The 20857-nt window shown below is 44.5% G+C and carries 17 protein-coding genes; 8 read left to right on the top strand and 9 right to left on the bottom strand.

Going from position 1 to position 20857, the window contains the following annotated elements; translation table 11 throughout:
* Window positions 1–2: 2 nt before the first annotated feature.
* From FGQ86_RS03215 to FGQ86_RS03170, 9 genes are all read right to left on the bottom strand, one after another.
* The gene (locus tag FGQ86_RS03215; protein ID WP_138302975.1) at window positions 3–554 is read right to left on the bottom strand and encodes a sigma-70 family RNA polymerase sigma factor; all 552 of its coding nucleotides are present in this window, start codon (window positions 552–554) and stop codon (window positions 3–5) included.
* A gap of 15 nt (window positions 555–569) precedes the next feature.
* Complete coding sequence (locus tag FGQ86_RS03210) at window positions 570–980, bottom strand: zinc-finger-containing protein (protein ID WP_138302974.1); 411 nt, start codon at window positions 978–980, stop codon at window positions 570–572.
* 839 nt (window positions 981–1819) lie between these two features.
* Window positions 1820–5470 (bottom strand): VaFE repeat-containing surface-anchored protein, encoded by a 3651-nt coding sequence (locus FGQ86_RS03200; RefSeq protein ID WP_138302972.1) that lies wholly within the window; start codon window positions 5468–5470, stop codon window positions 1820–1822.
* A 75-nt stretch (window positions 5471–5545) separates the two neighbouring features.
* Window positions 5546–8719: an ATP-binding protein gene (locus FGQ86_RS03195; RefSeq protein ID WP_138302971.1), complete on the bottom strand. Its 3174-nt coding sequence runs from the start codon at window positions 8717–8719 to the stop codon at window positions 5546–5548.
* Window positions 8716–9285 carry a DUF5038 domain-containing protein gene (locus FGQ86_RS03190; protein WP_138302970.1) on the bottom strand — a complete coding sequence of 190 codons (570 nt, stop codon included), beginning with the start codon at window positions 9283–9285 and terminating at the stop codon, window positions 8716–8718. The genes FGQ86_RS03195 and FGQ86_RS03190 overlap by 4 nt, the downstream gene beginning before the upstream one ends.
* A gap of 15 nt (window positions 9286–9300) precedes the next feature.
* Window positions 9301–11076 (bottom strand): lysozyme family protein, encoded by a 1776-nt coding sequence (locus FGQ86_RS03185; RefSeq protein ID WP_138302969.1) that lies wholly within the window; start codon window positions 11074–11076, stop codon window positions 9301–9303.
* 2 nt (window positions 11077–11078) lie between these two features.
* Window positions 11079–12014, bottom strand: coding sequence for a hypothetical protein (locus FGQ86_RS03180; protein WP_138302968.1), 936 nt, complete (start codon window positions 12012–12014; stop codon window positions 11079–11081).
* A gap of 11 nt (window positions 12015–12025) precedes the next feature.
* A complete protein-coding gene (locus FGQ86_RS03175) occupies window positions 12026–12736 on the bottom strand; it encodes a hypothetical protein (RefSeq protein ID WP_087150775.1) in 711 nt (236 codons plus the stop codon).
* An 18-nt stretch (window positions 12737–12754) separates the two neighbouring features.
* The gene (locus tag FGQ86_RS03170) at window positions 12755–13117 is read right to left on the bottom strand and encodes a fimbrial protein (RefSeq protein ID WP_171031501.1); all 363 of its coding nucleotides are present in this window, start codon (window positions 13115–13117) and stop codon (window positions 12755–12757) included.
* Window positions 13118–13546: 429 nt separating this feature from the next.
* Between FGQ86_RS03170 and FGQ86_RS03165 the strand changes: the two genes are divergently transcribed.
* From FGQ86_RS03165 to FGQ86_RS03130, 8 genes are all read left to right on the top strand, one after another.
* Complete coding sequence (locus FGQ86_RS03165; protein WP_087150776.1) at window positions 13547–13870, top strand: helix-turn-helix transcriptional regulator; 324 nt, start codon at window positions 13547–13549, stop codon at window positions 13868–13870.
* A 163-nt stretch (window positions 13871–14033) separates the two neighbouring features.
* Window positions 14034–14705 (top strand): hypothetical protein, encoded by a 672-nt coding sequence (locus tag FGQ86_RS03160; RefSeq protein WP_138302967.1) that lies wholly within the window; start codon window positions 14034–14036, stop codon window positions 14703–14705.
* Between the two features lie 78 nt (window positions 14706–14783).
* Window positions 14784–15446: a response regulator transcription factor gene (locus FGQ86_RS03155; RefSeq protein ID WP_138302966.1), complete on the top strand. Its 663-nt coding sequence runs from the start codon at window positions 14784–14786 to the stop codon at window positions 15444–15446.
* 10 nt (window positions 15447–15456) lie between these two features.
* A complete protein-coding gene (locus FGQ86_RS03150; RefSeq protein WP_138302965.1) occupies window positions 15457–16452 on the top strand; it encodes a HAMP domain-containing sensor histidine kinase in 996 nt (331 codons plus the stop codon).
* Window positions 16453–16523: 71 nt separating this feature from the next.
* A complete protein-coding gene (locus FGQ86_RS03145; protein ID WP_138302964.1) occupies window positions 16524–17204 on the top strand; it encodes an ABC transporter ATP-binding protein in 681 nt (226 codons plus the stop codon).
* Window positions 17201–19786 carry an FtsX-like permease family protein gene (locus FGQ86_RS03140; protein ID WP_138302963.1) on the top strand — a complete coding sequence of 862 codons (2586 nt, stop codon included), beginning with the start codon at window positions 17201–17203 and terminating at the stop codon, window positions 19784–19786. Before FGQ86_RS03145 ends, FGQ86_RS03140 begins: the two co-directional genes overlap by 4 nt.
* A 29-nt stretch (window positions 19787–19815) precedes the next feature.
* Window positions 19816–20223 carry a winged helix-turn-helix domain-containing protein gene (locus tag FGQ86_RS03135; protein ID WP_171031500.1) on the top strand — a complete coding sequence of 136 codons (408 nt, stop codon included), beginning with the start codon at window positions 19816–19818 and terminating at the stop codon, window positions 20221–20223.
* A 166-nt stretch (window positions 20224–20389) separates the two neighbouring features.
* Window positions 20390–20833 carry a hypothetical protein gene (locus tag FGQ86_RS03130; RefSeq protein ID WP_138302961.1) on the top strand — a complete coding sequence of 148 codons (444 nt, stop codon included), beginning with the start codon at window positions 20390–20392 and terminating at the stop codon, window positions 20831–20833.
* Window positions 20834–20857: the final 24 nt, after the last annotated feature.

The following is a 20857-nucleotide window of genomic DNA, read 5'->3' as shown; positions in this document are numbered from 1 at the left end:
CCTTACGCTAAAAGCTGATTTAATTCCGTGTCTTCCCGCAGATATTTTGCAGCCAGGCTCATCCAGGCACGGACAGAATTCGGGGATACACTGAAATCCTTGGAAATATCAACGCTGTTGTATCCCTCTGATTTTTTCATAAGGGAGTAGATCCCTTTTTGAACAACCCCTTTGCTGTCACGTTGCCTTTGCTGGAGGACTTCTGCAATCTGGGTTCCATGGATCACGGTGAAGGGTTCCACCGCTACAGTATCCTGGGGCTCCGGGGTATCGTCCAGAGGACAGAGCAGTTTGTGATACTGGACTGTGCTCCTGCAGTAATCGTGCAGTGCATTCCGGATCGCTTTGGCCGCATACGGCGGAAATGGAAATTCCGGATTATAGCAGTGTGCTGCATTACAGAGGGCAAGACAACCGGTCTGATACAAGTCATCCCATTCAATTCCCGGAGTTCGTCCAAATGCGTGTATATATTGTTTTACAGCAATCTCTACTAAATATAAGTGTTCTTCTACCAATTTCTGCTGATCCGGCATCAGAGAATATTTAGCCATGATGTTCACCGCCTTTCACGCCGCCGATACAGTCTGTCGGTTGTTGACAAGCACTTTTCGGGATTCCCGGATTACCTGCTCACAGCGGTAGTCACCAAACTGTGCAATGTGTGTATGCGCCGGATCAGTTCCCAGCTTGTCTGACAGCCAGTAATATGCCTGCTTGCGAGACATAATCCGCTGTTTCCAAATCTGGTCAAATGCCTGGTGAGCAAGAATCCGTTTCTTCCGAAGAGCGGCATTAGCCAGACTTCCCATAGGAGTTTTCGTTCCGGGATGTACACTCACATAAGCATCACAGGCAGGATAATGGCTACATACATAGACATATCCCTTCTGTTTTGGATCATGGAAGATCTCAGATGCGGGTTTTAAGATTGCAGGGCTGCCGCAATAATTGCAGCGGATTTCATGTTTTCGTTTCATAGGGATTCACCTCTCTTTGTTCTTATTGTAAAAAGACAGGTGATGAGATACGAGGGGAAAACCGCCAAAACTGGTTCGGATTATTCAAATTCTGGTGATTTCCCCCAGAAAATATTATTCAGAGTAGAAAAGCGCTTTTATAAGGGGAAAGTATCCCTCATCCGTAAACCGGTTGTAATTGACCGGAGTGAAAATGAACTGCGCAAGGAAACAGCGTACTAAAAAGATCAGGATCAGTACGACACAGAGCGTATGGATGCTGCGGATACGAGGCCGATCTTTTTTGAATACCCGAAAATGGTACAGAAGTAAAAAAAGAACCGGCAGAAAGATTAAAGTCTGGAAAATCTGGTCAATCTGTTTTACGATCTGAATCATCATTACTATGCAGCTCCTTTCCTTTTTCTTAAATATACGTTCCTTATGCTAAAAGCGCAAAATTACCAATTATACAAAGTATCTGTGAGCGTTTTGACAGACCACTGAAGCGGACACATTCCTTCCGGGAGCTGTTCAAAATACGCTTTATACATATTCCGGAACTGATGAATGGTAAGAGAAAAGAGGCATTCTGACGCTTCCGGACGTTCCGGGAAGATGACCAATGCATCTTCAGCGCGGAGACATACGGGAGTTCCCTGCTTGTCGGGAAGAAACAAAAAGTCGCTCTGTCTGCACGGATTATCATAGAGACAATTTCCGCAGGTAACATATATCGTGTTATGCCAGTTCCCGCCGCAGAGGGAGAGAAAGCAGCATAACAGCTTGGGATCTGAATAAAGCATCATGATTTCACCACCTGAGAAAAGGACCCGGCTTACGAAACCGGGCCCTTGCGATTATGAGTTTTTGTTGTGTCTGCGCTTATAGAGCAGATATCCGCCGGTTCCGGCTAATACGAGAATAGCGACGCCGCCGATGATCAAATAGAGCATCAAGTTGGTTTCATCGCCTGTTTTTACCGGGGCAGATACATCCGGAGTATCCTCTTCCGGCACTTCGGGCGGATTCTCGGAAAGCAGAACAGACTGTTCCGTGCTTTCCAGATCTTCGTGTGAAGCAACCGGGATTTCCGAGTCTCCGGATATGAGATAAAGTTTCTCAAATACGACGAGAGTTTTCCCGGCCAGATTGCTTCCGTTGAAGGTAAAAGATACCTCAACTGTGCCGGAACTTTCTTCCGGGGTAAATTCCACCTCAGCTGTAACCGGCTGGCCGTCGATTAAAAGCTGTTCTCCGGTTTCTTTATCCATCAACACCCCTTCGGCACGGAAGGTAAGTCCTGGAACCAGATTCTTATAGGCAATCTCATCTAAGATTGTTACTTCCTCGTCAGCAAGTGCCTCCTGATCTCCGTCATCTGCATCCGATGCAGTTGTTCCGATTTCAGGATAGTAGATGGACTGGGAGGGAGAATCAATCTGCCGGTGCGAAGCGACAACCTGATCTTTATAGAGGATCTCTTCATAGACAACTAATGTCTTCCCTGAAAGTGCGGAAGCATCAAAGTGGAAGGAAAGCTCCACAGATCCGGAAGATTCTTCCGGTGTAAACTCAGCTTCTGCAGTGACCGGCTGCTCATTGATGAGAAATTCTTCTTCCGTTTCCTGATCCATCAACACACCGCGGATCGTGAACGTTTCTCCAGGAATCAAGTTCGTGTATTCTGCAACATCCTGTATGGAGGCTTCTTCCTGAGTAAGTCCGATCTGGCTGCCGGTATCCGGATTTGTAGCCGTAGTATTAACAGAAGGAAGCACCAGCGTTTGCTCAGGTGAGTCGAGATCCTTGTGCTGAGCGATTTCTTCGCCTTTATATAACAGTGACTCGAAGACAACTATTGTTTTTCCGGATACTTCTGATGCATTAAACGTGAATTCGACATCCACGGTGTCGGCTGATTCTTCCGGTGTAAATGTAGTTTCTGCCGTAACCGGTTCGCCATCAATCAGGAGTTCCTCACCGGTTTCTTTATCCATTAATACTCCCTGAAGCGTCAGTTCTTCTCCGGACTGCACATTTGCATAGGATACCGTATCGATCAAAGTGACTTCTTCATCCGCATGGGCAATCTGCGCTCCAGTTTCAGAATCTTTTACCTGTGTACCGATAGACGGAAAATAGATTGACTGGTCCTGATCTGAAATATCAGCGTGAACAGCAAGTTTTAAGTCTTCCTGCCACAGTTCCTCGAAACAGACCACTGTGGTTCCCTCCAGGCCCGTTGCATCAAATGTAAATTCTACTTCTACACTGCCGGTTGATTTTTTCGCGGTAAATGTGGTTTCGGAAGTAACCGGCTCACCGTTAATCTCCAGAGCTTCACCGGTTTCCTTATTCATCAGAGTACCGATAACCTTGTACTCCACACCTTTCTTGAGCCCCTCGAATTCAACGGTATCGACAATCGTAACTTTGTCATCCGGTTTTGCCATCTGTGAGCCGCTTTCCTGATCCAGTGCGGTTGTAGCAATCTCGACTTTATCATTCGTCAATGTGCCAAGATCAATGGTTACGGAGTCTCTGTATACTTCTACATCAAAGGACAAAAGATTCCGGCCTTCATTGGCTTCGCAGCGCTGTTCTTCGACTGTGTATGTATCATAGATCAGCGCTCCTTTGGAATCATCCGGATCAGAGGAACCGAACCATATGCCATCCTCTGCTGTTTCCCCGCGGTTGGTGTTGGAGGTATGTTTATTCCATTCTGCAGAAGTGCTGGCATAACCATTCCGGTCGGTTACGATCGTATGGCTTTCACCTGTTGTTTTGGAAGTAATGGTGAAAGGAACACCAGCCAGACGGCTTAAATCCCCATCGCTTACCTTTACAAGCTCCAGATCTCCACGGATCACCTGATTAGAGATAGACTGATCTTCTGCGGTCAGTTCAACGATTTTTCCATTTTCCGTAACATCAAATTCAAGGGAAATACGGCCTTCGTTCAGATATCCTTCAGGAGCTTTCGTTTCGTCAACACGGTAATGACCATAAGGAAGAGTATCCGCAGCTGTGGAAGCAAGTCCGTTTTCATCCGTAGTCAGTGTCAGGACAGCTTCCCCATTTTCGTATGTTTCCCCATTTACGATCACCGGATTTTCATTCAGTGTAATAATGGTAAATTCCGCACTTTCCAGGGTAGCATTCCCCTGTGCAGCAGCTTCCCCGGTTTCCAGATCCCGTTTCTGGATCTGTACGCCGCCGCGGTAGATCTGCTCAGGTACTTCGGACGACTGATAAACATTTATGGTTTCCGATTCGCTTGTACCGGATATTTTCTGCACAAAGATGGTGTCATTTACAAAATATCCTGCAGGTGCTTTCGTTTCCTGTACAGTCACGGTGCCAAGGGGGAGACAGATGGTACTGCCGTCGCTTGTATAGTAAAAGTTATCACCGGATACAAGGGCATCCTCAGTAAATTTTAATGCCCCGTCAGAGCCGGTCTTCAGTACCCATGTTCTTACAGGTTTAGCGCCGTCCGCGGCAGGATCAGCGTCGGACTGCTGGGTATAGAACTTAACCGTGAATTCGGCCCCGGCAAGAGAAGCAGCGCCCTGGGGCGTGGAAGCCTCCAGTTCTTTATCCAGCTTCTGCAGAACAAGGTCAATGGGATTATTAATAGGAATCTCAGTTACCTCTGCAGTGCTTGTAGCATCTGAAGAAACTGTAACGTTGTGAGCCTGTGTATCTACGATATATCCTTTGGAAGCGGAGATTTCTTTTACTGTGTAATTCCCTTCCTCCAGCTCACCAGATTTTGCATAACCGTTGGCATCTGTCACCAGCGTTTCAATGAGTGATTCGCCCTGATAGATCCCGTACTGCGCTCCTTTCAGGCTGTAATTTCCATTGCCGTTAGAGACGCCCGCGTTTGCTGAAGACTTCTGAATCTCAATCCATCCATAAGGTTTCTCATACCAGCTTCCTGCAACGGTCTGACTGCTGGATGATGGAATGATAAATGCGCGGAAGGAAGACGGGGGATTTGGAAGATTCTTTATTGCATTTGCAATCTCCACCGCTTTATCAATATAGTTCTGGGGTGCGCCGTAGAAGGCTCCGCTTCCGGCATCATAGTCCGCATATACATAGGATGCAGTCAGATGACCGATGACATAACAGTTGGTTTCAGACCATCCGCTTAAATACTGACTCTGAATATTTTCTTTTTCATAGCCATATCCACCCGGCAGATAGTAAAGTGCTTTGCGCAGTGCAGAGCCGCTGGAAAGCAGGTCATATGAGTAGGTTCCGGACTCAGGTGTCTTCATCATCGGCTGCACGCAGTAGGCGGTATTGCTCCCGTCAACTGTCATCCGCGAGGTATAGTAATCTCCATAGGAGATTAAATCACCTGCATGGAAATTCAGCGTTCCGTCAGCCGCATGAACCGGAAGCTGATTTGCAGCAAGTGTTCCGACTGTAATTACAGCAGTCAGGATAAAAGCAAACAGCCGTTTTGCGGTAGTTGTTATCTTTTTTCGCATAATTCTCCTCCTTAAAAATAAATCCATAAAAGGCGGCAGAAATGTATGACTGCCGCCTGTAACCTATGGGAACTTTTAGCCGGCTTTCTGTTTTTGACGCTCCAGAAGTTCCAGAAGCTCCTGCCGGTCCGTCGTAATCAGTTCCTTTTCCAAATTTGATGCCTTGAACTCCACTGTGATGTTATTATTATTAGTGGATATCAGGCCGTTCCCGCGCTGGAAGTGGGTAATGTTCATCACCTCCGTTTCAGACAGCCGGAGAATGTTCTTCACACGCTGCGCCTCCTCATCCTCCATGTTGAGGACGATTTTGGTTTTGCAGTTGTTTATGATCCCCTTCCCGTACTTCCCGTCATCCAACGCAAAAAAATCATTGAGATCCTGAGTTGCAAAAATACCCGCGCCAGAATAGGCACGGATGACTTTGGCAATCTCCAGTACAAATTCCGCCGCCAGACGGTTGCTGGCAGCGCCGATCAACTGCCAGACTTCATCGACAAATACCGCTTTTTCTTCCGTGCGGTTTTCTTTTGCTTTATCCCAGACATAATCCAGAGCTACAAACATGCCGACCGTCAAAAGATCCCCGGTCAGCTCCGAAATATCCAGGACAGTATATTTATTTGTCAGGTCCACATTCGTATGCTGATTAAATGAGGAAGCAGATCCGTGAACCAGACGATTCAGAATATGAGCAAGGCGCTTGGTATCCTCGCTTTTTACCAGGATGTTATAGACATCCTCCAGAACCGGCATCTCCTTATAACGGTCCGGGTGTTCCGGATCGATCAGGGATTCATTTTTATGAGTGATCCCTTTTAATGCATAGGTCTTGATCAGAGCCTCATCTAAAAGCTGCCGTTCTTCGTGCGTCATATCCGGGATGAGCAGACTGAAAAAAATGTGCAGTTTCTGGATCTTAGCAGCCAGAGCCGAAGTATCCATAGTCGGCCCGTCGAGCAGCTCGTTTACGGAGTTATCCACCTTGCGGATTTCCATGATGTTGATGCAGCTTAAGCTGGCGGGCGAGATCTTGATGAATTCACCGCCTACATTCTTGCAGGCCCGATAGAATTCATGGCCTTTGAGCGGAGCGATGATGAAAACCTGGATGCCTTTGCGCCGCATCCGCAGTGCCATGGTCTGCATGGTGAAGGTTTTCCCTGCCCCGGAGCATCCCAGAATACAGATGTTGGAATTCTTGTATTGACGGGAATCAAATATGTCTGCAATTACAAGGCTGTTATTATGCTTATTTACGCCAAACAGGATTCCATTATCGTCACATATGGAATAGCTCACAAAAGGATAGCAGGTGGCTGCGCCGCTGGTCAGGACATTCCGTTTGGACAGCTGGAACAGCTTTTTGTCCAGATTCATCAGCGGCAGAGTAGATAAGAAAGCGCGCTCCTGAAGAAAATAGCAGGAACGCAGATCCATATCCTGTGAGATCAGCAGTTTCTTCATCTCCTGAATCCGCCATTCAAGCTCCTCAAGGGAGGAGGCTGTAATGGTGATCAGAAGGTTCATATAATAAAAGTCTTCGTTATTGGCAAGCCCCTGCTTTAAGTAATAACCAGCGCGGATGGCAGAGTCCAGATCGTCATAATCCGTATTTGTATCAGAAGCATCTTTCAATTTGGAACGGTTGATCCGGATCTGCTGGCCAAGACGCTGCTGGATTTTATCCTTTGGCTGTTTCTGCAGATACAGATCCACGTCAATCCCTTCCCCTGCGTTGATGAGTAAGGACAGCCAGCCCGGATACACCAGATTTTTATAGCCGTCACTGGGAACCATCAGGTAAGAATGGTATACACCGTTGATGACGATATAATTTGCATGGCGGAAATCTATGGACTCCGGAGCGATAAACTCATTCATCCGAATATGGTCTGCCTCTGATTCCCGATTCTCAGCAACATACCGATCCAGTACCTCGCGGATACGGTCGGGCAGAGGCTTAGACGCACAAAGGCTTCGGTTCAGAAGGGTATAAAGGACATCTGTAGTAAATTCGTCTTCATTGTCATGTTCTGCCACAATATTTCCACATTGGAAGAGATAGGTTTGGGCCGTCTGTGCTGCTGTTTCTAACTGAGCAATGATGTCTTTTTCCTCTTCTTTTCGATTTGTATTAAAAGGCTCATACTCAAAAATAAGAAAAAACCGTCGCGAGACGGCCTCCCTTGAACTCAATTTTTGTACAAACTGAATGTAATCTTTCTGCAGTTCCCGACAGTGAGGATCGGTTTCACGATCCAGCTCCAGTGCAGCCTGCTCCAGATGTTTGTTGATATCTGCCTTTTTAGAGATCATCTTGATCTGCAGCTTCACAGGGCTGATCTTCAGATATGAGATAAAGCTGTAAATAATTCCCTGTTGTTCCCGAGCGCTTCTAAGAAGAAAGTTAATCGGATCAATCTCCAGAATTTTTATATAACAGTGATCCGTCGTATAAACGATACCGTTCATGATCTTTTCGATAGGAAGATAATCCTCAAGTATCTGATCCTTCCGTTTTTTATCGGCGGACTTCTGTTTCTGGACAGAGGCCGTTTTCTGCTCAGCATATCGCGCATTCCGTTTCGCCTGCTTATCCGCCTTTTTCGCATCCCGCGCATCCTGTCGCTCCTTGCGGGCTGCCTGTTTCTGCGCGGACCGGGCTGCTTTCTGAGCCTGAATTTTCTGATGTTTTTCCTGTCTTTTTTCATATTTTAAAATTCGGATATCCTCCCGGGCCTGTCTGCGGATTCCATGCTTGGTTGATGTATCAAACTGACGACGCTCTTTTTTTTTAACGAGTGTCTCTTTCTCCTTAGCAGCTTTGGTCCGATTGTCATTGCCATCACGTGCAGAACGACGTTTCTTTTTTGTTTTCTTCGGCTTCGGCTCCTTACTGCGGGATTTCACTCTCTGCTTTGGAGCGGGAGCATCCGGAATCTTGTCCGACCGATAAATGATCCGCCGATCCTTGATAAAAAGAAGAGCGCTGCCAAGAAAAGCAGTGATGCTCATTCCTCCGATTCCGATCAGTGAGATCATAAAAAGAGGAAGCGCAGTCATGCAGAGAATGATGATCCGTACAGTTACCGAGAAGGGAAGCTGCAGAACCGGATAAGTGATTAAGGCAGCAATAACGCCGCCTTCAATCGCATTGCGAATGTCAAACATACCACCGAAGATCTTCCCTTTTTCAATAAAATTCGGCGGGATGAGAGTGGGTTTCTGATTTTCCTGTTCGCTCATTTGCTCACCTCCGATTCAGCAGGCTGCGATGAGGAGATATCGTCATAACCGCCTTCCTGCCTGTTTTCCACCTGATCGGTTGTAACCGTAGGCAGCGAGTCATCCGTCTGCTTTTCGTAACTCCGCTGTTCTGTCGGAAACTCAGCCTCTTCATCCCCGAATAAAAGAACACCCAGATCACCGATATATTGAACCGGCAGCCGGGTGCTGTCAGAAAGCAGGAAGAAAAGTCTGGTTGTATTGTTATCCGGATATGTGGTTTCATCCGGAAGGAAAGTAACGGATTTAATTTCGATCCGTCCTGAATTCTGCAGATAAACAGGAAACAGAGCCTTTAAATCTGCAGTTATGCTGTCGGGGAAAAAGGGAGACAGCTTTTCAAATCCGGTATATTCCAAATCTGTCATCTCTTCATTGGGCGTTGAGTCTTCCCGGTCAGAGCTTGCCAGATCTGTTTGTTTTTCTGAAGTATTTTTGCCTGATTTCCAGAGGTTGGGAAGTATGATCCCGATGACCACCAGAATGATCAACAGCAAAATGGCAAGAATTACCCTAAGTCTGCTCATTGTGTAAAAACTCCTTTATTTTGCAGGGAAAATCCAATACTGACGGGAGGTTGCGTGAATCTCCGTCATCATATCGAATTTCCGGTTTACATAGTTTTTTTGGTCACTGTCATTCGGATCATTGACTAGGACTTTACCGTTTGCAGTAACTCCCCGCAACACGATGAAGTGTCCGCCGGAAGTAAACAGGCCCGGCATCTGAGAAGAGATTACCGGACAGCCCTGGGAGAGAGACTGCAGCACGGTATTCGCATCCGTAGTTGTTGTAACAGTTCCGCATCCGAAGTGATCGGAGGCTGCCTGAAAATAGGACCACTTTGTTCCATATCCAAACGAATAGTAAGCGTTTCCGCACCATGCGACCGCATCTGCAGGAGTAATCGTCGAGTCGGTCAGATAGCTTGCAATCATGGCGAAAGCCGTAGGCCCGCAGCCACAGTCGGCAATAGAACCGGACCCGTAAGGAATATTGGAATATTCGGTCTGGATGTAGAGTGGGATCTGCATTCCGTTTGCCGGATAATTTCCACCGGTTGACATGATCACGTAATATCTCAGAACATGATCCACATAGTCCTTATCGCCGTATACGGAATAGTTCCAGCCTGGGCGGGAACACATCATATCAGAATAGGCGGCTGCGTTTTCTTTCGTATATCCGCCGTCGCGTTCCATTGCCCAGTCAATGTAAGCGGAACCGAAATTATAGCCCTGAAGGGCCAATTTAATCCGGTCCAGGTCGGTCGGCCCGGTACACCCTGCTTTTGTCAGGACGGCTCTGAGTGCCTGTATCCCGCATTCGATAGAATATTCCGGATCTGTAATCCCTCCGGGCGTTCTTGGGTAGCGTGTGTTATAACCGCTCTCAGATGCCTGCATGGGATCACTTCCCTGTCCGCCGGATTCCTGCATCATCACAGCCAGAACAAGTTCCACGTAATCGCTCATGCCATATTGAGCCGCAATCCGCTGTACAGTGCTTCGGTAAGCCTCGACTTCTGCAGAGACGTTGGCAACGGCCACACCAGAGGCGCTTCCTCCAAAAAATGTGGTCAGGTTTTCCGCATAGTCAGAAGCAAGCTCTTTCTGTTCATCGTCCAGATGAAACACATGGTCTGAAAAATAAGTATCCCCGGCATATTGAATATAATAGGTATGCCGGATAAAAGTTACTGGCTCGGAACCTTCTTCTGCTTCTACAGTTACCTCCTCAGAAGAAACAGTATAAGAAAAAAGCCCTTCTTTGTTTTCCCGGATCAGTGCCTTTAGTTGGTTTGTGTTGATATTTTTGAAATCCTCCTGACTTGCACAGAACTGGGCAATCAACTGATTGGCATTGACAGCAATCAGATTGGCATAGGGATCTGTGATTACAGCAGTATCCCCTTCTGGAAGAGCTTCAATGGCTGCATTAACCTCAGCCAGAACTTCATCATGGCACTCTTCCAGCACCTCGACGATTGCCTGGTTTGCGCTTTGCAGGTTCTTCTGGATCAGGTCATTATCATTGAGTGCGCCGGTATCATCGGTTAAGGAACCGAAGATCAGGCCGGGGAGCATAAGAATAAAAAGGACTGCCAGAATCGGAATCGCAAGGAGCGCTGCCAGGATTTTCAAGATGGTATGCCGGTTCGCGATTGCAAGACTGAGGGCAGCTCCCAAAGGTCCTGCGACAGCAGCGCCTTTTGCACTCTTGGCAAATAGGGAGAAGGTTCGAAGCGACCGGATATGGGAAACAGCGGATGTGCCTACCTGAACTGCTTCATCCAATCCACTCTGTTGTTCCGCCATATTTAGATGCGATCCTTACGCGCAGGAGCAGGCGGAACTTTCTGGACAATGGATTCCTGGTAGGCAACGGCTCCGTTGTCATCCTGATAAGGTTTCTTTTCTACTGTGTCCTGTGCGTATTGTTTATACCAGGTGGCACCGTCTACGGACTGAACGGTTTCATAGTCGCCGTTTGTGGGAGCCATATACTGATCCGATAGATACATGGCAAAATCCCGGGATGTTCCATCTGTAGTTTCTGTACCGGTAATGCGTCCGCCGCCAATCTCCATATTGGAGTACTGCGGGAGCGGTTCAGAGGTAGATGTGCCTTCTGTATCGCCAGAGCGCAATCCCATATAGGAAGCGTAGGCTTTCGCAGCATCATCACCGGTAATTGAACCGACCTGTCCGTAGCTGCCTTTGGCAATATCACCGATCACCCGGTTGGCGAAATCTCCGCCTTTCTGCAGGGAAGACTGATACATGGAATTCCCGATGCTGCCGCCTTCGGAATAACCGGTCGCTGCATTGACAGCACTGCGTTCCATCTGTCGTCCGACTGCACCGGCGAGCCCGCCGGAGAGAAAACTTCCGCCAACTGCGGCGCTTCCGGGCGACGATGCTTTGCGGTATCCGCCTCCGCCACCATGACCACGGAGGGCGCCTGAAAGACCGCGGCCGGCGATTAAAAGTTCTGCCATCATATTCCCGCCGGTGTTGCCGACATTAATTCCGAGGGAAGCCATGAAGCTGTCGATCTTTTGCGATACCTTCAGGAAAGCAATGGCGCATAGAAACCAGATAAATATATTTCCGGTTACGGTTTCTTTTCCCTGGTCCGCCACAGCCTGCTCAACCTCTGCTTCTGTCAGCTCTGCCGCAAAAGCAGTACTGGAGAAACAGAACAGGATACAGACTGCAAGGAGCAGGAGAATAAGAGTTTTCTTATGTTTCATGAATTCCTCCTTTATAGAGAAAGTGGGTTGGCGAGAAAGGTTCCGACCATTGTTGTAAACAGCCGCAGGCACCAGGCATTCATCAGCAATAAAAAAAACTGGCCGCCGAGCATCCGGCACCAGCTCTTGAAAATATTGGATGTTGCCTTTGAAGCACCGGTCGCAAAGGCGACAGGCGCAGTATAAACGAGCACTCCGAGAAGAATGTACCTCTCTGCAGCTTCAAATAGTAATTTGATATAGTTCCATGCAAGGATCAGAACCAGAATCAGCGCGATAATAGCCACAGCCCCGTTTGCACAGACTCCTAAGATGACTGTGATAACGGAGTTAAAACTGCCGAACTCAAGCGGTGGAAGATCTTCGGAAAGAATCCAGCTATACGGAGTACCTGCAAGATCGAGAAGCAGATTTACAATATCGTTGGCATAGAAAATCAGGAAAATAAATATAAACGTCATAATAGACAGTTTGATCGGATCTTCCGCTTCCACCCCGATACCTGCGAAATAGTTTTTGAACAGTTGCCAGATCCAATTTAAGAGGACCAGGCCCAGTGCAAGGGCAACAAAGATTTCATACATGTCTTCCGCCGCTGGAAAATAACGAAGGAAGGTGTCCATAGAGCAGCCCAGCGCACCAAGTACGGATGTGGTAATCAGATCCAGCGCATTCATCACCTGCTCTGCGATCCATTCCACGATCCCGTCTAAAATGCCCAAGAGAACGCCCCCTTTCTTTTAACCGTTCCACTGTCCGCCAGCGAAGAAGGGGGTGATGTAGGCCATAATAAAACCTAAGCCGTTTAAGATGGCCCAGGTAATAATGATTCGTTTCAGCCATGCTCTGGACTCATCCACGGTCTTGCCGGATTTCGAAAAATTCATCAGAAGTAGAGCCACAGAAGCTGTAACGACAGCGGCAATCGTGGAGATCAGGACAATCTGGTTATAGACATCCTGCATGATCTCTTTCGCTTTATCCCACATGTTTGCGGCGAGGACTGGCTGTACGTTCCCGATCAGCAGCGTTGTAAAAAGAAAGGCTGCATAAAGGACAGCGCCACGGTTGATCCTGCGGTGTTTCTGGTTTGGGTTAATCACGTAAGTACCTCCTTTAGTTGCACCGGAACCTCAGAGGAGACTCCGGTGGTGCTTATAGTTTCCAGCCTCCTTTGCGGTCCATGCCGCAAGCATAAAAGAAAGCAGCCTGGCCAATCAGACTGCTTTCCGAATCAATATGAAGTTGTAGTTTGTTCTCACCTCCTGAAATACCACACCGTCCGGGAACAGAGGCGCATCCCGTGTGTTGTATTCCGTCTGCATATAATTTTGACAATACCAATCTTAGCATATGGGATTTACCGTTACAATCGCATGAATGTGCCACTTAAAGACATTTCTGTGACAGAAGAAAGTCAATCAAATAGATTGAGGCTATATAACGAATAGATACTGTTTTGATGAGATGGAAATACATATACTAGAGGTACATGATTTTAACTAATAGATATAGAAAACGGAGGTGGTGCGATGAAAGGAATAGGAACAAGAATAAAGGCGGGGAGAGTCGCCGCAGGGCTGACGCAGGAGCGTCTGGCAGAAAAAGTCGGAATCAGCAGTACCTATCTTAGCGCCATCGAATGTAATGTGAAAGATCCGAAACTTGCAACATTTATTAAGATTGCCAATGCAATCGGCGCATCTGCAGATGATCTGCTGGCGGATGTCCTGAACGTAAAACAATATGAACAGTACATTGAACGTGAGGAGCGGATAAGGAAACTGCCGTTGAAAGAACAAAATAAGATTTACCGCATTCTGGACGTGATGATCGAGGAAGCGGAGAAAGAGTAAAGAGCCTGTGGGAAACCACAGGTTTTTCTATTGGATAAAATTGGCAGAATATGAAGAAAAAAGCGATGAAATACGCACTATATGATGAATTTGTATCTGGACTTTGTTATAGTAACTCTAATAGAATTAGTTTATACAACTAAAAGGATGATAAGGTGAGTGGATGAAACGATATCGGATTACAATAATTATTGGCAGCCTGATGTTCCTAGCCGGCCTTTCGATTGGTTTGTGCCTTCCGGCAATGCGTGCTTCAACGCTGCAGATGGATTCTCAGGAAAGTGAGCAATGCCAGATTACACAAGGATTAGTAAAGAGCACTTTGGATAATAAAGAAGAATGCTGTCTGTGTGGCAGCAACAGTCGGAGCCTGATGGGAATGTATCGGGGGAAAGATGATCTGGGAATCATTTCATTGAATAATTGGTATGTTCTGGATATGGGTGTTGGAAAAGCTGAAGACGAAACTATGAGTGGTCAGAACTCCTCAAGGATTACAGCGACAGGAGAAGGCGGCTGTATTTTTCGTGTGGATCAAAACCATGTTCGAAGGATCTCAGAGGTGCGGATAGAATACGGTGAGGAAAATTATTTTGTTGTAGATAAGGTGCGAGGATATCTCTGCCAGACATGTTTGGATAAACTGCTTGATGTAATAGATGAGGACGGAGATTCGGAATGTCCGATAGGCTTGTGTATGATTGATTTTCAGACACAGGAGTTATACTCCCTGCAGGAGCAGTATGTCAGTTATTATATTCGGGATTACTATGTGAAGATTGAGAGTGGAGAAGACAAAATAGTGACGGCGGTTTATGCACCGGAAAGACAATAAATCGCGTAGCGGTAACAGGCTGACAAGTTGTCTGGCGGTGTGGTATGATAGGCATAATTAGATGGAAAGGTGTGGCAAATGAGAATTCTATTAGTTGAAGACGATGCTCAGATGAATGAAGCACTAAAAATATTTTTTTGTAAAGCAGGATATACAGTACTACAGGCGTATAACGCAAAAGAGGCGGAGTGGTATTTGGATAAAGAGACGGACGTTATAATTGCAGATGTCGGTTTGCCGGGAACTTCAGGGATAGATTTCTGCAAAAAACTTCTTAAATATAAAGAGATACCTGTAATCTTTCTGACGGCTAAGGATGATGAGGAAGATATACTGGAAGGATATGAAGCCGGATGTCAGGAATATGTAACCAAGCCTGTTTCACCGAAAGTTTTATTAAAGAAGGTTGAAGTGATCTTAAAACGCAACAGATCAGGTAATATCATGGAGTATAAAGATCTGCGGATTGATTTTGATAAGCGAAAAGTATGGAACTGTGACACGGAAATTAAACTTACGATAAAGGAATGGAAAGTTTTGTCTATTTTAGCAGCAAGTCGGGGAAATATTGTAACCAAAGAAATGTTACTGGAGAAAATATGGGATGCTGACAATAATTTTGTAGATGACCATGCCCTGACGGTAGTTATCAATAGATTGAGAAAAAAAATAGAACCTGATCCATCCAGTCCGGTTTACGTTAAAAATGTTTTTGGGGTAGGATATACATTCGGAGAATAAGAGGCAGGTTATGATGAGAAGAAGCATAGTGGGAATTAATACAGTTATAGTTGTATGTTTTACGATAATTTTGGTCTATCAAAAGAATTGGATACTATTGTTTTTATTGGCATTACTATTGGCGGGATTATACTTTTTATGGATTGACCGGCAGAAAGAATATCAGAGTGAGTTGGGAGAAATATCGGTTTATCTGGATGATTTGCTGCAGAAAAAAGATATTTCTTATTATTCTGTTCAGAATGATACTCTTACATCCAAAATCTTTTCGCAGATTCAGAGAGTGCAGAAAATGTATGGAGGAATCACTGCGCTTGTAGAGAGTGAACGTGATGGGATTAAGAAATTATTGGCGGAAATTGCTCATCAATTACGAACACCGTTATCCAATATGGAAACATATCTGACACTGCTTGACGATAACAGAATTGAAGAGTCAGAAAAAGAGACATATATTAAAGCTGTGGAGAAATCAGAGAATAAGCTTCATTTTCTGATTGAAAAATTCATTGTAGCGGCACGATTGGAGAACCAGATCATCCAAATTCACAAATGTGACAGAAATCTGAAAGAAACGGTAGCACAGGCTGTATTTCAGGTACGGAAAAAGGCAGAAGAGAAAAATATCAACATCATTGTACAAGGGGAAGATGCGGATAAAAAAGTAATACATGACAGGAATTGGCTCTGTGAAGCGATATGCAATTTGCTGGACAACAGCATAAAATACTCCCCGGTATCCACCGATATTGTAGTGACGTTGATCTCCAACGAGATGTTTTCGGAAATTCGTATTGAAGACAGCGGAACAGGGATTGAAAAGGGAGAGGAAAATAAAATATTTCAGCTTTACTATCGGGGAAAGAATATTTCTAATGAAGAAGGTTATGGCATGGGTCTGTTTATAACAAGAGAAATTGTGCAGAAGCATGATGGATTTATGAAAGTAAAACGAAAGGACTCTGGCTTAATTATGTCGATTATATTGCCAAAAGCGGGAACTTGAAAATAGTTCCCGCTTTGTTACTAATTTGAGAGATTTATCTGTTATTCTGTGCGTAAAGGAGGTATTACGTGATGAATATTATTATGACGAAGAACTTACGGAAGATATACCGGATGGGGGAAAATAATGTTTATGCCTTGAATGGAGTGGATTTCACTGTAAAAGAAGGTGAGTTTGTTGCCATTGCAGGGGCGTCAGGCAGTGGAAAAACAACATTACTTAATTTACTTGGGGCAATGGATTCGCCCACAGAAGGAGAAATATTTGTGCGAGGAATACCACTGGCGCAGATGTCGCAGAATGAGCAAACAATATTCAGACGTCGTAATATCGGCTTTATTTTTCAGGATTTTAAATTACTTCCTGTTTTGAATGTCTATGACAACATGGTCCTGCCGCTGAAATTAGATGGACGTAAAATAGATCGGGAATTCGCTGAGATGCTTCTAAAGTCACTGGGGTTGCAGAGTAAAAGAGAGCAGACGCCATATACTCTGTCCGGGGGCGAACAACAGCGGGTGGCTATAGCCAGAGCGCTGATTACCCGTCCTGCTGTCGTACTAGCTGATGAACCTACAGGAAATCTTGATTCCCGTACCGGTATGGAGGTAATTGGATTAATGAAAGTACTTGCACAGAAATTTTATCAGACATTAGTGGTTGTCACACATGATGAAGAAGTCGCACAGATGGCAGACCGTATCGTCCGTATAGAAGATGGGGAAATCTGTCAAGAGGGAGAAAACATATGAGTACTCGCAACAATAATCAGTTGGTTATTAAAGAACTGGCACAGGCTTATTATAAAGATAATAAAAGGCAGAACAAAGTTTTGATACTTGCGATCGCTATGTCAGTGCTTCTACTTTATTCTGCTTTTTCCATTGCATATGGTAAAATACGTTCTGATTATCTGATTGATATACGGGGAATGGGAACAGTCGCTACGGTATCATTGGAAAACGGAAGCGAGACACAATATGAGCAGATGAAAAGCCTTCCATATATTATAGATGCCGGGATTAAAAAGACTGTAGGATCAGCCACATTCCAAGATTATTGGGAAGGCCAACTTATTTATCTCGATGATAGCGCATATGAAAAAATGATGATGCCGGCATATACAGATATAATTGGAAGTTATCCTCAAAAAGCCGATGAGATCATGTTATCGGCTTCCAGCCTACAGCAAATGGAGATCAATCATCCGGTAATTGGAATGGAGATTGAGCTTAGAACAATACTGTCAGAAGGAGCAGAAGAAACGAATTTATTTTCATTAAGCGGATATTACACAGATTATGTTGACTTCTCGGTAACGGAGCCAGAAGCATATGTTTCAAAAGCCTTTCTGGATCAACAGGAGATCCCCGTCTTTCCAGCAGATAAGATCATGGCAGTAACAGGTTCCTTACAGGATGAAAGAGGCATTGAAACAAAACTGTATTCAGATCTGACAATGGAATATGCCGCACAGCAGGTATTCGCTGAAAATCCAATGGTAAAACAAAGTGTGGAAGGCGTATTCGGGAGTGTCTCTATTGCAGTTGGATGCGGAATCGTGGTAATCCTCTGTGCTTTCATGCTGATCTTTAATGTAGTGTCTATTACAATGGGGAAAGAAATCCGTCAGTATGGAATGATGAAAGTACTTGGTACGACAGAGCAGCAGTTAAAAAGAATTGTATATTATCAAAACATATGGAATATCCTCAAAGGCATCGGCATAGGGGCTGTGGCGGGTATTGTTATCGTAAAACTATTCCTTCCGACCGTTTTACAGAAATTGTTCATGCAGGGTCTGGGCGAGAGCGATGTTACAGGTTTCTATCCAGTATTTATGGCAGGAGCAGGAGTCCTTATGTTTGTAACGTCATTCTTTGCAACTGGACTTGCACTTCGACAGGTCATAAAATGGAATGCGATTGATTCCATCCGCTATATCGAAACAGGGAATAGAACAAAAAAGAAACAAAATTTAGCAACCAGATTCCTGATATTAGAAATGGCCTGGCGGAATATTACAAGATCCAAAAAGAGATTGATTATTAGTGTGGGATCTCTGCTAATTGGATGTATTACTGCTTTAGGTGCAGAAGTTATTATGACAGGAACAGACATTACGAATCGGATCGAACAAAATCCTGACTTCAGGATTGGAATATTAACCGGGATTTTCCGGTTTCCTGAAATGGTGCCTGATCAGATAAACGATGATACGCCCGTACTTTCAGCGGAAATGCTGGATACGATTTACAAGATGGAAGGAATAAATCAGACTACGATAAAAACTGCTAAAGGCAGTTACGCAGTTATTGACTTCCTTACTGATAGAGCTCTGCAACCCAGAAGACAGTCGCTGGATGATCCGGATAAAGCACTGGCGTTTGCAACACTTCAGATTGTAGATGAGTCATATGTTACTGAACTGGAACGCTACGCTGCGGACAGAGATTTGGTTGTTGATATGGATCGGTTTGCATCAGGGGAAGGGTGTATTTTACTGCATTATAATGAACTGTCTCAGGAGTTGGTAGATCAGACGGAAAAGACATTGGGCGAACCCATAACATTCTACTCGCTTGACGCTTATGGGGATCAGGAGAGCAATACCACGAATTATGAAAAAGGTAGTCTTGCTTGCGCAGGATACATGGATATGACCGAGAAATACTTTCCTGAACTGCAGACTACTTCGTTTGGAAATAACATCAACTATTTCATTATGACGAAAAAAGCGTTTGAAAAACTGGGGCTCCCGGAAAAGACATTTGACATTTCTTTTGACATTGAGGAGGGCGAAGACGATGCAGTGATAAATCAAAAATTAGCACAGCTCGTACAAAAAGAAAATCAAAAAATCGGGGTAATGGATACATTCTATCTAGAGGCAAATTATACATTACTAGAATTGGAACAAAACAGGATTGATACGGCAAACATTATTCTAGGCGGATTATCCTTGGTTATTTTAGTTATTGGAATCATGAATTACGGAAATATGCTGTCTGCGACACTATCGGTCAGAAGAAAAGAGATTGCTGTGATGCAGAGCCTTGGGTTGACAAAAAGTCAACTGTGGAGAATGATTTTCTATGAGGGAATAGGATACTGGGGAATTCTCATATTGGCGACACTATTAATAGGTAGCACAATTATATGGTTTTTAGGGAAAGCAGTAAAGAGTAAATTATTGTATTTTAAGTTTATATACCCATGGCAATCACTTCTTATATTATCAGTGGTTATGCTTATAATATGTTTTATGTTTTCAAGTGTAACCTATTTGAAAAATAGAAACCTTACAGACGAATTAAGAAGAACTGATGACTAAGTGAAAGTGATATAGAAAGCAGTGGTGAATTGAGTCCGAGAGTAATTATTGACTTCCAAGAAAGGGATTATGATAAGATTGAATATTTTGTTCAGCACATTAAAGAAATCCTCGATGCCGATTGCCGTTTAGATAAATCAAGTATTATTAAGTCTTCCGGTATAGAAATCCAAATACTCAAAAGACGGGCAATATTATGTGGCTATGAACTTCAACTTACACCTCACGAATTTGATCTCCTTTGCCTATTGGTTAGCAATCCGGGGCAGGTATTTACAAAATATCAGATATATGATGCTGTTTGGAATGAGGCATCAGAATCCGTTGATAATATAGTTATATGTACTATTTATGGTATTCGGAGAAAAATACGGAATATAACAAATCGTCAGTTTATTCATACAGTGCGTGGTGTGGGATATAAATTTGAAGAATAATATGATAAGGAGCCCTGAGAATATCAGGGCTTCAATTTGCGTAAAACATTTGAAATGAAGATATTATTTTCAAACGTGCGAATAGAAAAAGCCTGTAGGCAATGCTGTCCTAACCGGGCAGACTATGGTATGATAAGGATATCAAGAGCCAAAGGAGCGTGATTTCATGAAAGAGCAGGAGTGTATGACAGAAGATACTCCAGTAACAGAAGATACGCCAGAAAAAGGTCTAATTAAATGGATTAAAGAACATAAGGTGCAGCTTGTATTTGCTGGAGTAAGTGTTACTGCTGTTATTGTGACCATATTAGGTTTGAAAAATAAAGATGCTTTAACAGAAATATGGAAATCACTGCAAAAAGAAATTAAAAAAGGCTCTCTATATAGTGAAAAATGGTTTAAAACCGCCGATTTAGAGGAGCTTGAAGAAGCAAGAGCTAGGATACAGCAGGATTACAGAAATCCGGAATTGGACATGGAGTATAGAGGCGAGTGCTGGGATTTGCTTTCAAAGTTTGACAAGATCATAGGTGAGAGAAAATGGAAGGGAAAAGATTATGGATATCCAGCTCATAGCGAACATGGCTGGTATTTATCTGGTGATGATTAACAGGGCAATATGCGATATAACGAA

The sequence above is a fragment of the Clostridium sp. BSD2780061688st1 H5 genome (assembly GCF_005845155.1).
Classification (GTDB): Bacteria; Bacillota; Clostridia; order Lachnospirales; family Lachnospiraceae; genus Claveliimonas; species Claveliimonas intestinigallinarum.
Note: the sequence above shows the minus strand (reverse complement) of the source record. Positions and strands in the feature narration are given on the sequence as shown.

Bases quoted from the DNA above. Each gene is read 5' to 3' on its own strand.
- FGQ86_RS03160 (WP_138302967.1), top strand. From the start codon at position 14,034: ATGAAACGATATCGGATTACAATAATTATTGGCAGCCTGATGTTCCTA.
- FGQ86_RS03215 (WP_138302975.1), bottom strand. From the start codon at position 554: ATGGCTAAATATTCTCTGATGCCGGATCAGCAGAAATTGGTAGAAGAA.
- FGQ86_RS03145 (WP_138302964.1), top strand. From the start codon at position 16,524: ATGAATATTATTATGACGAAGAACTTACGGAAGATATACCGGATGGGG.
- FGQ86_RS03150 (WP_138302965.1), top strand. From the start codon at position 15,457: ATGATGAGAAGAAGCATAGTGGGAATTAATACAGTTATAGTTGTATGT.
- FGQ86_RS03165 (WP_087150776.1), top strand. From the start codon at position 13,547: ATGAAAGGAATAGGAACAAGAATAAAGGCGGGGAGAGTCGCCGCAGGG.
- FGQ86_RS03200 (WP_138302972.1), bottom strand. From the start codon at position 5,470: ATGCGAAAAAAGATAACAACTACCGCAAAACGGCTGTTTGCTTTTATC.
- FGQ86_RS03185 (WP_138302969.1), bottom strand. From the start codon at position 11,076: ATGGCGGAACAACAGAGTGGATTGGATGAAGCAGTTCAGGTAGGCACA.
- FGQ86_RS03190 (WP_138302970.1), bottom strand. From the start codon at position 9,285: ATGAGCAGACTTAGGGTAATTCTTGCCATTTTGCTGTTGATCATTCTG.
- FGQ86_RS03155 (WP_138302966.1), top strand. From the start codon at position 14,784: ATGAGAATTCTATTAGTTGAAGACGATGCTCAGATGAATGAAGCACTA.
- FGQ86_RS03195 (WP_138302971.1), bottom strand. From the start codon at position 8,719: ATGAGCGAACAGGAAAATCAGAAACCCACTCTCATCCCGCCGAATTTT.
- FGQ86_RS03130 (WP_138302961.1), top strand. From the start codon at position 20,390: ATGAAAGAGCAGGAGTGTATGACAGAAGATACTCCAGTAACAGAAGAT.
- FGQ86_RS03180 (WP_138302968.1), bottom strand. From the start codon at position 12,014: ATGAAACATAAGAAAACTCTTATTCTCCTGCTCCTTGCAGTCTGTATC.
- FGQ86_RS03210 (WP_138302974.1), bottom strand. From the start codon at position 980: ATGAAACGAAAACATGAAATCCGCTGCAATTATTGCGGCAGCCCTGCA.
- FGQ86_RS03140 (WP_138302963.1), top strand. From the start codon at position 17,201: ATGAGTACTCGCAACAATAATCAGTTGGTTATTAAAGAACTGGCACAG.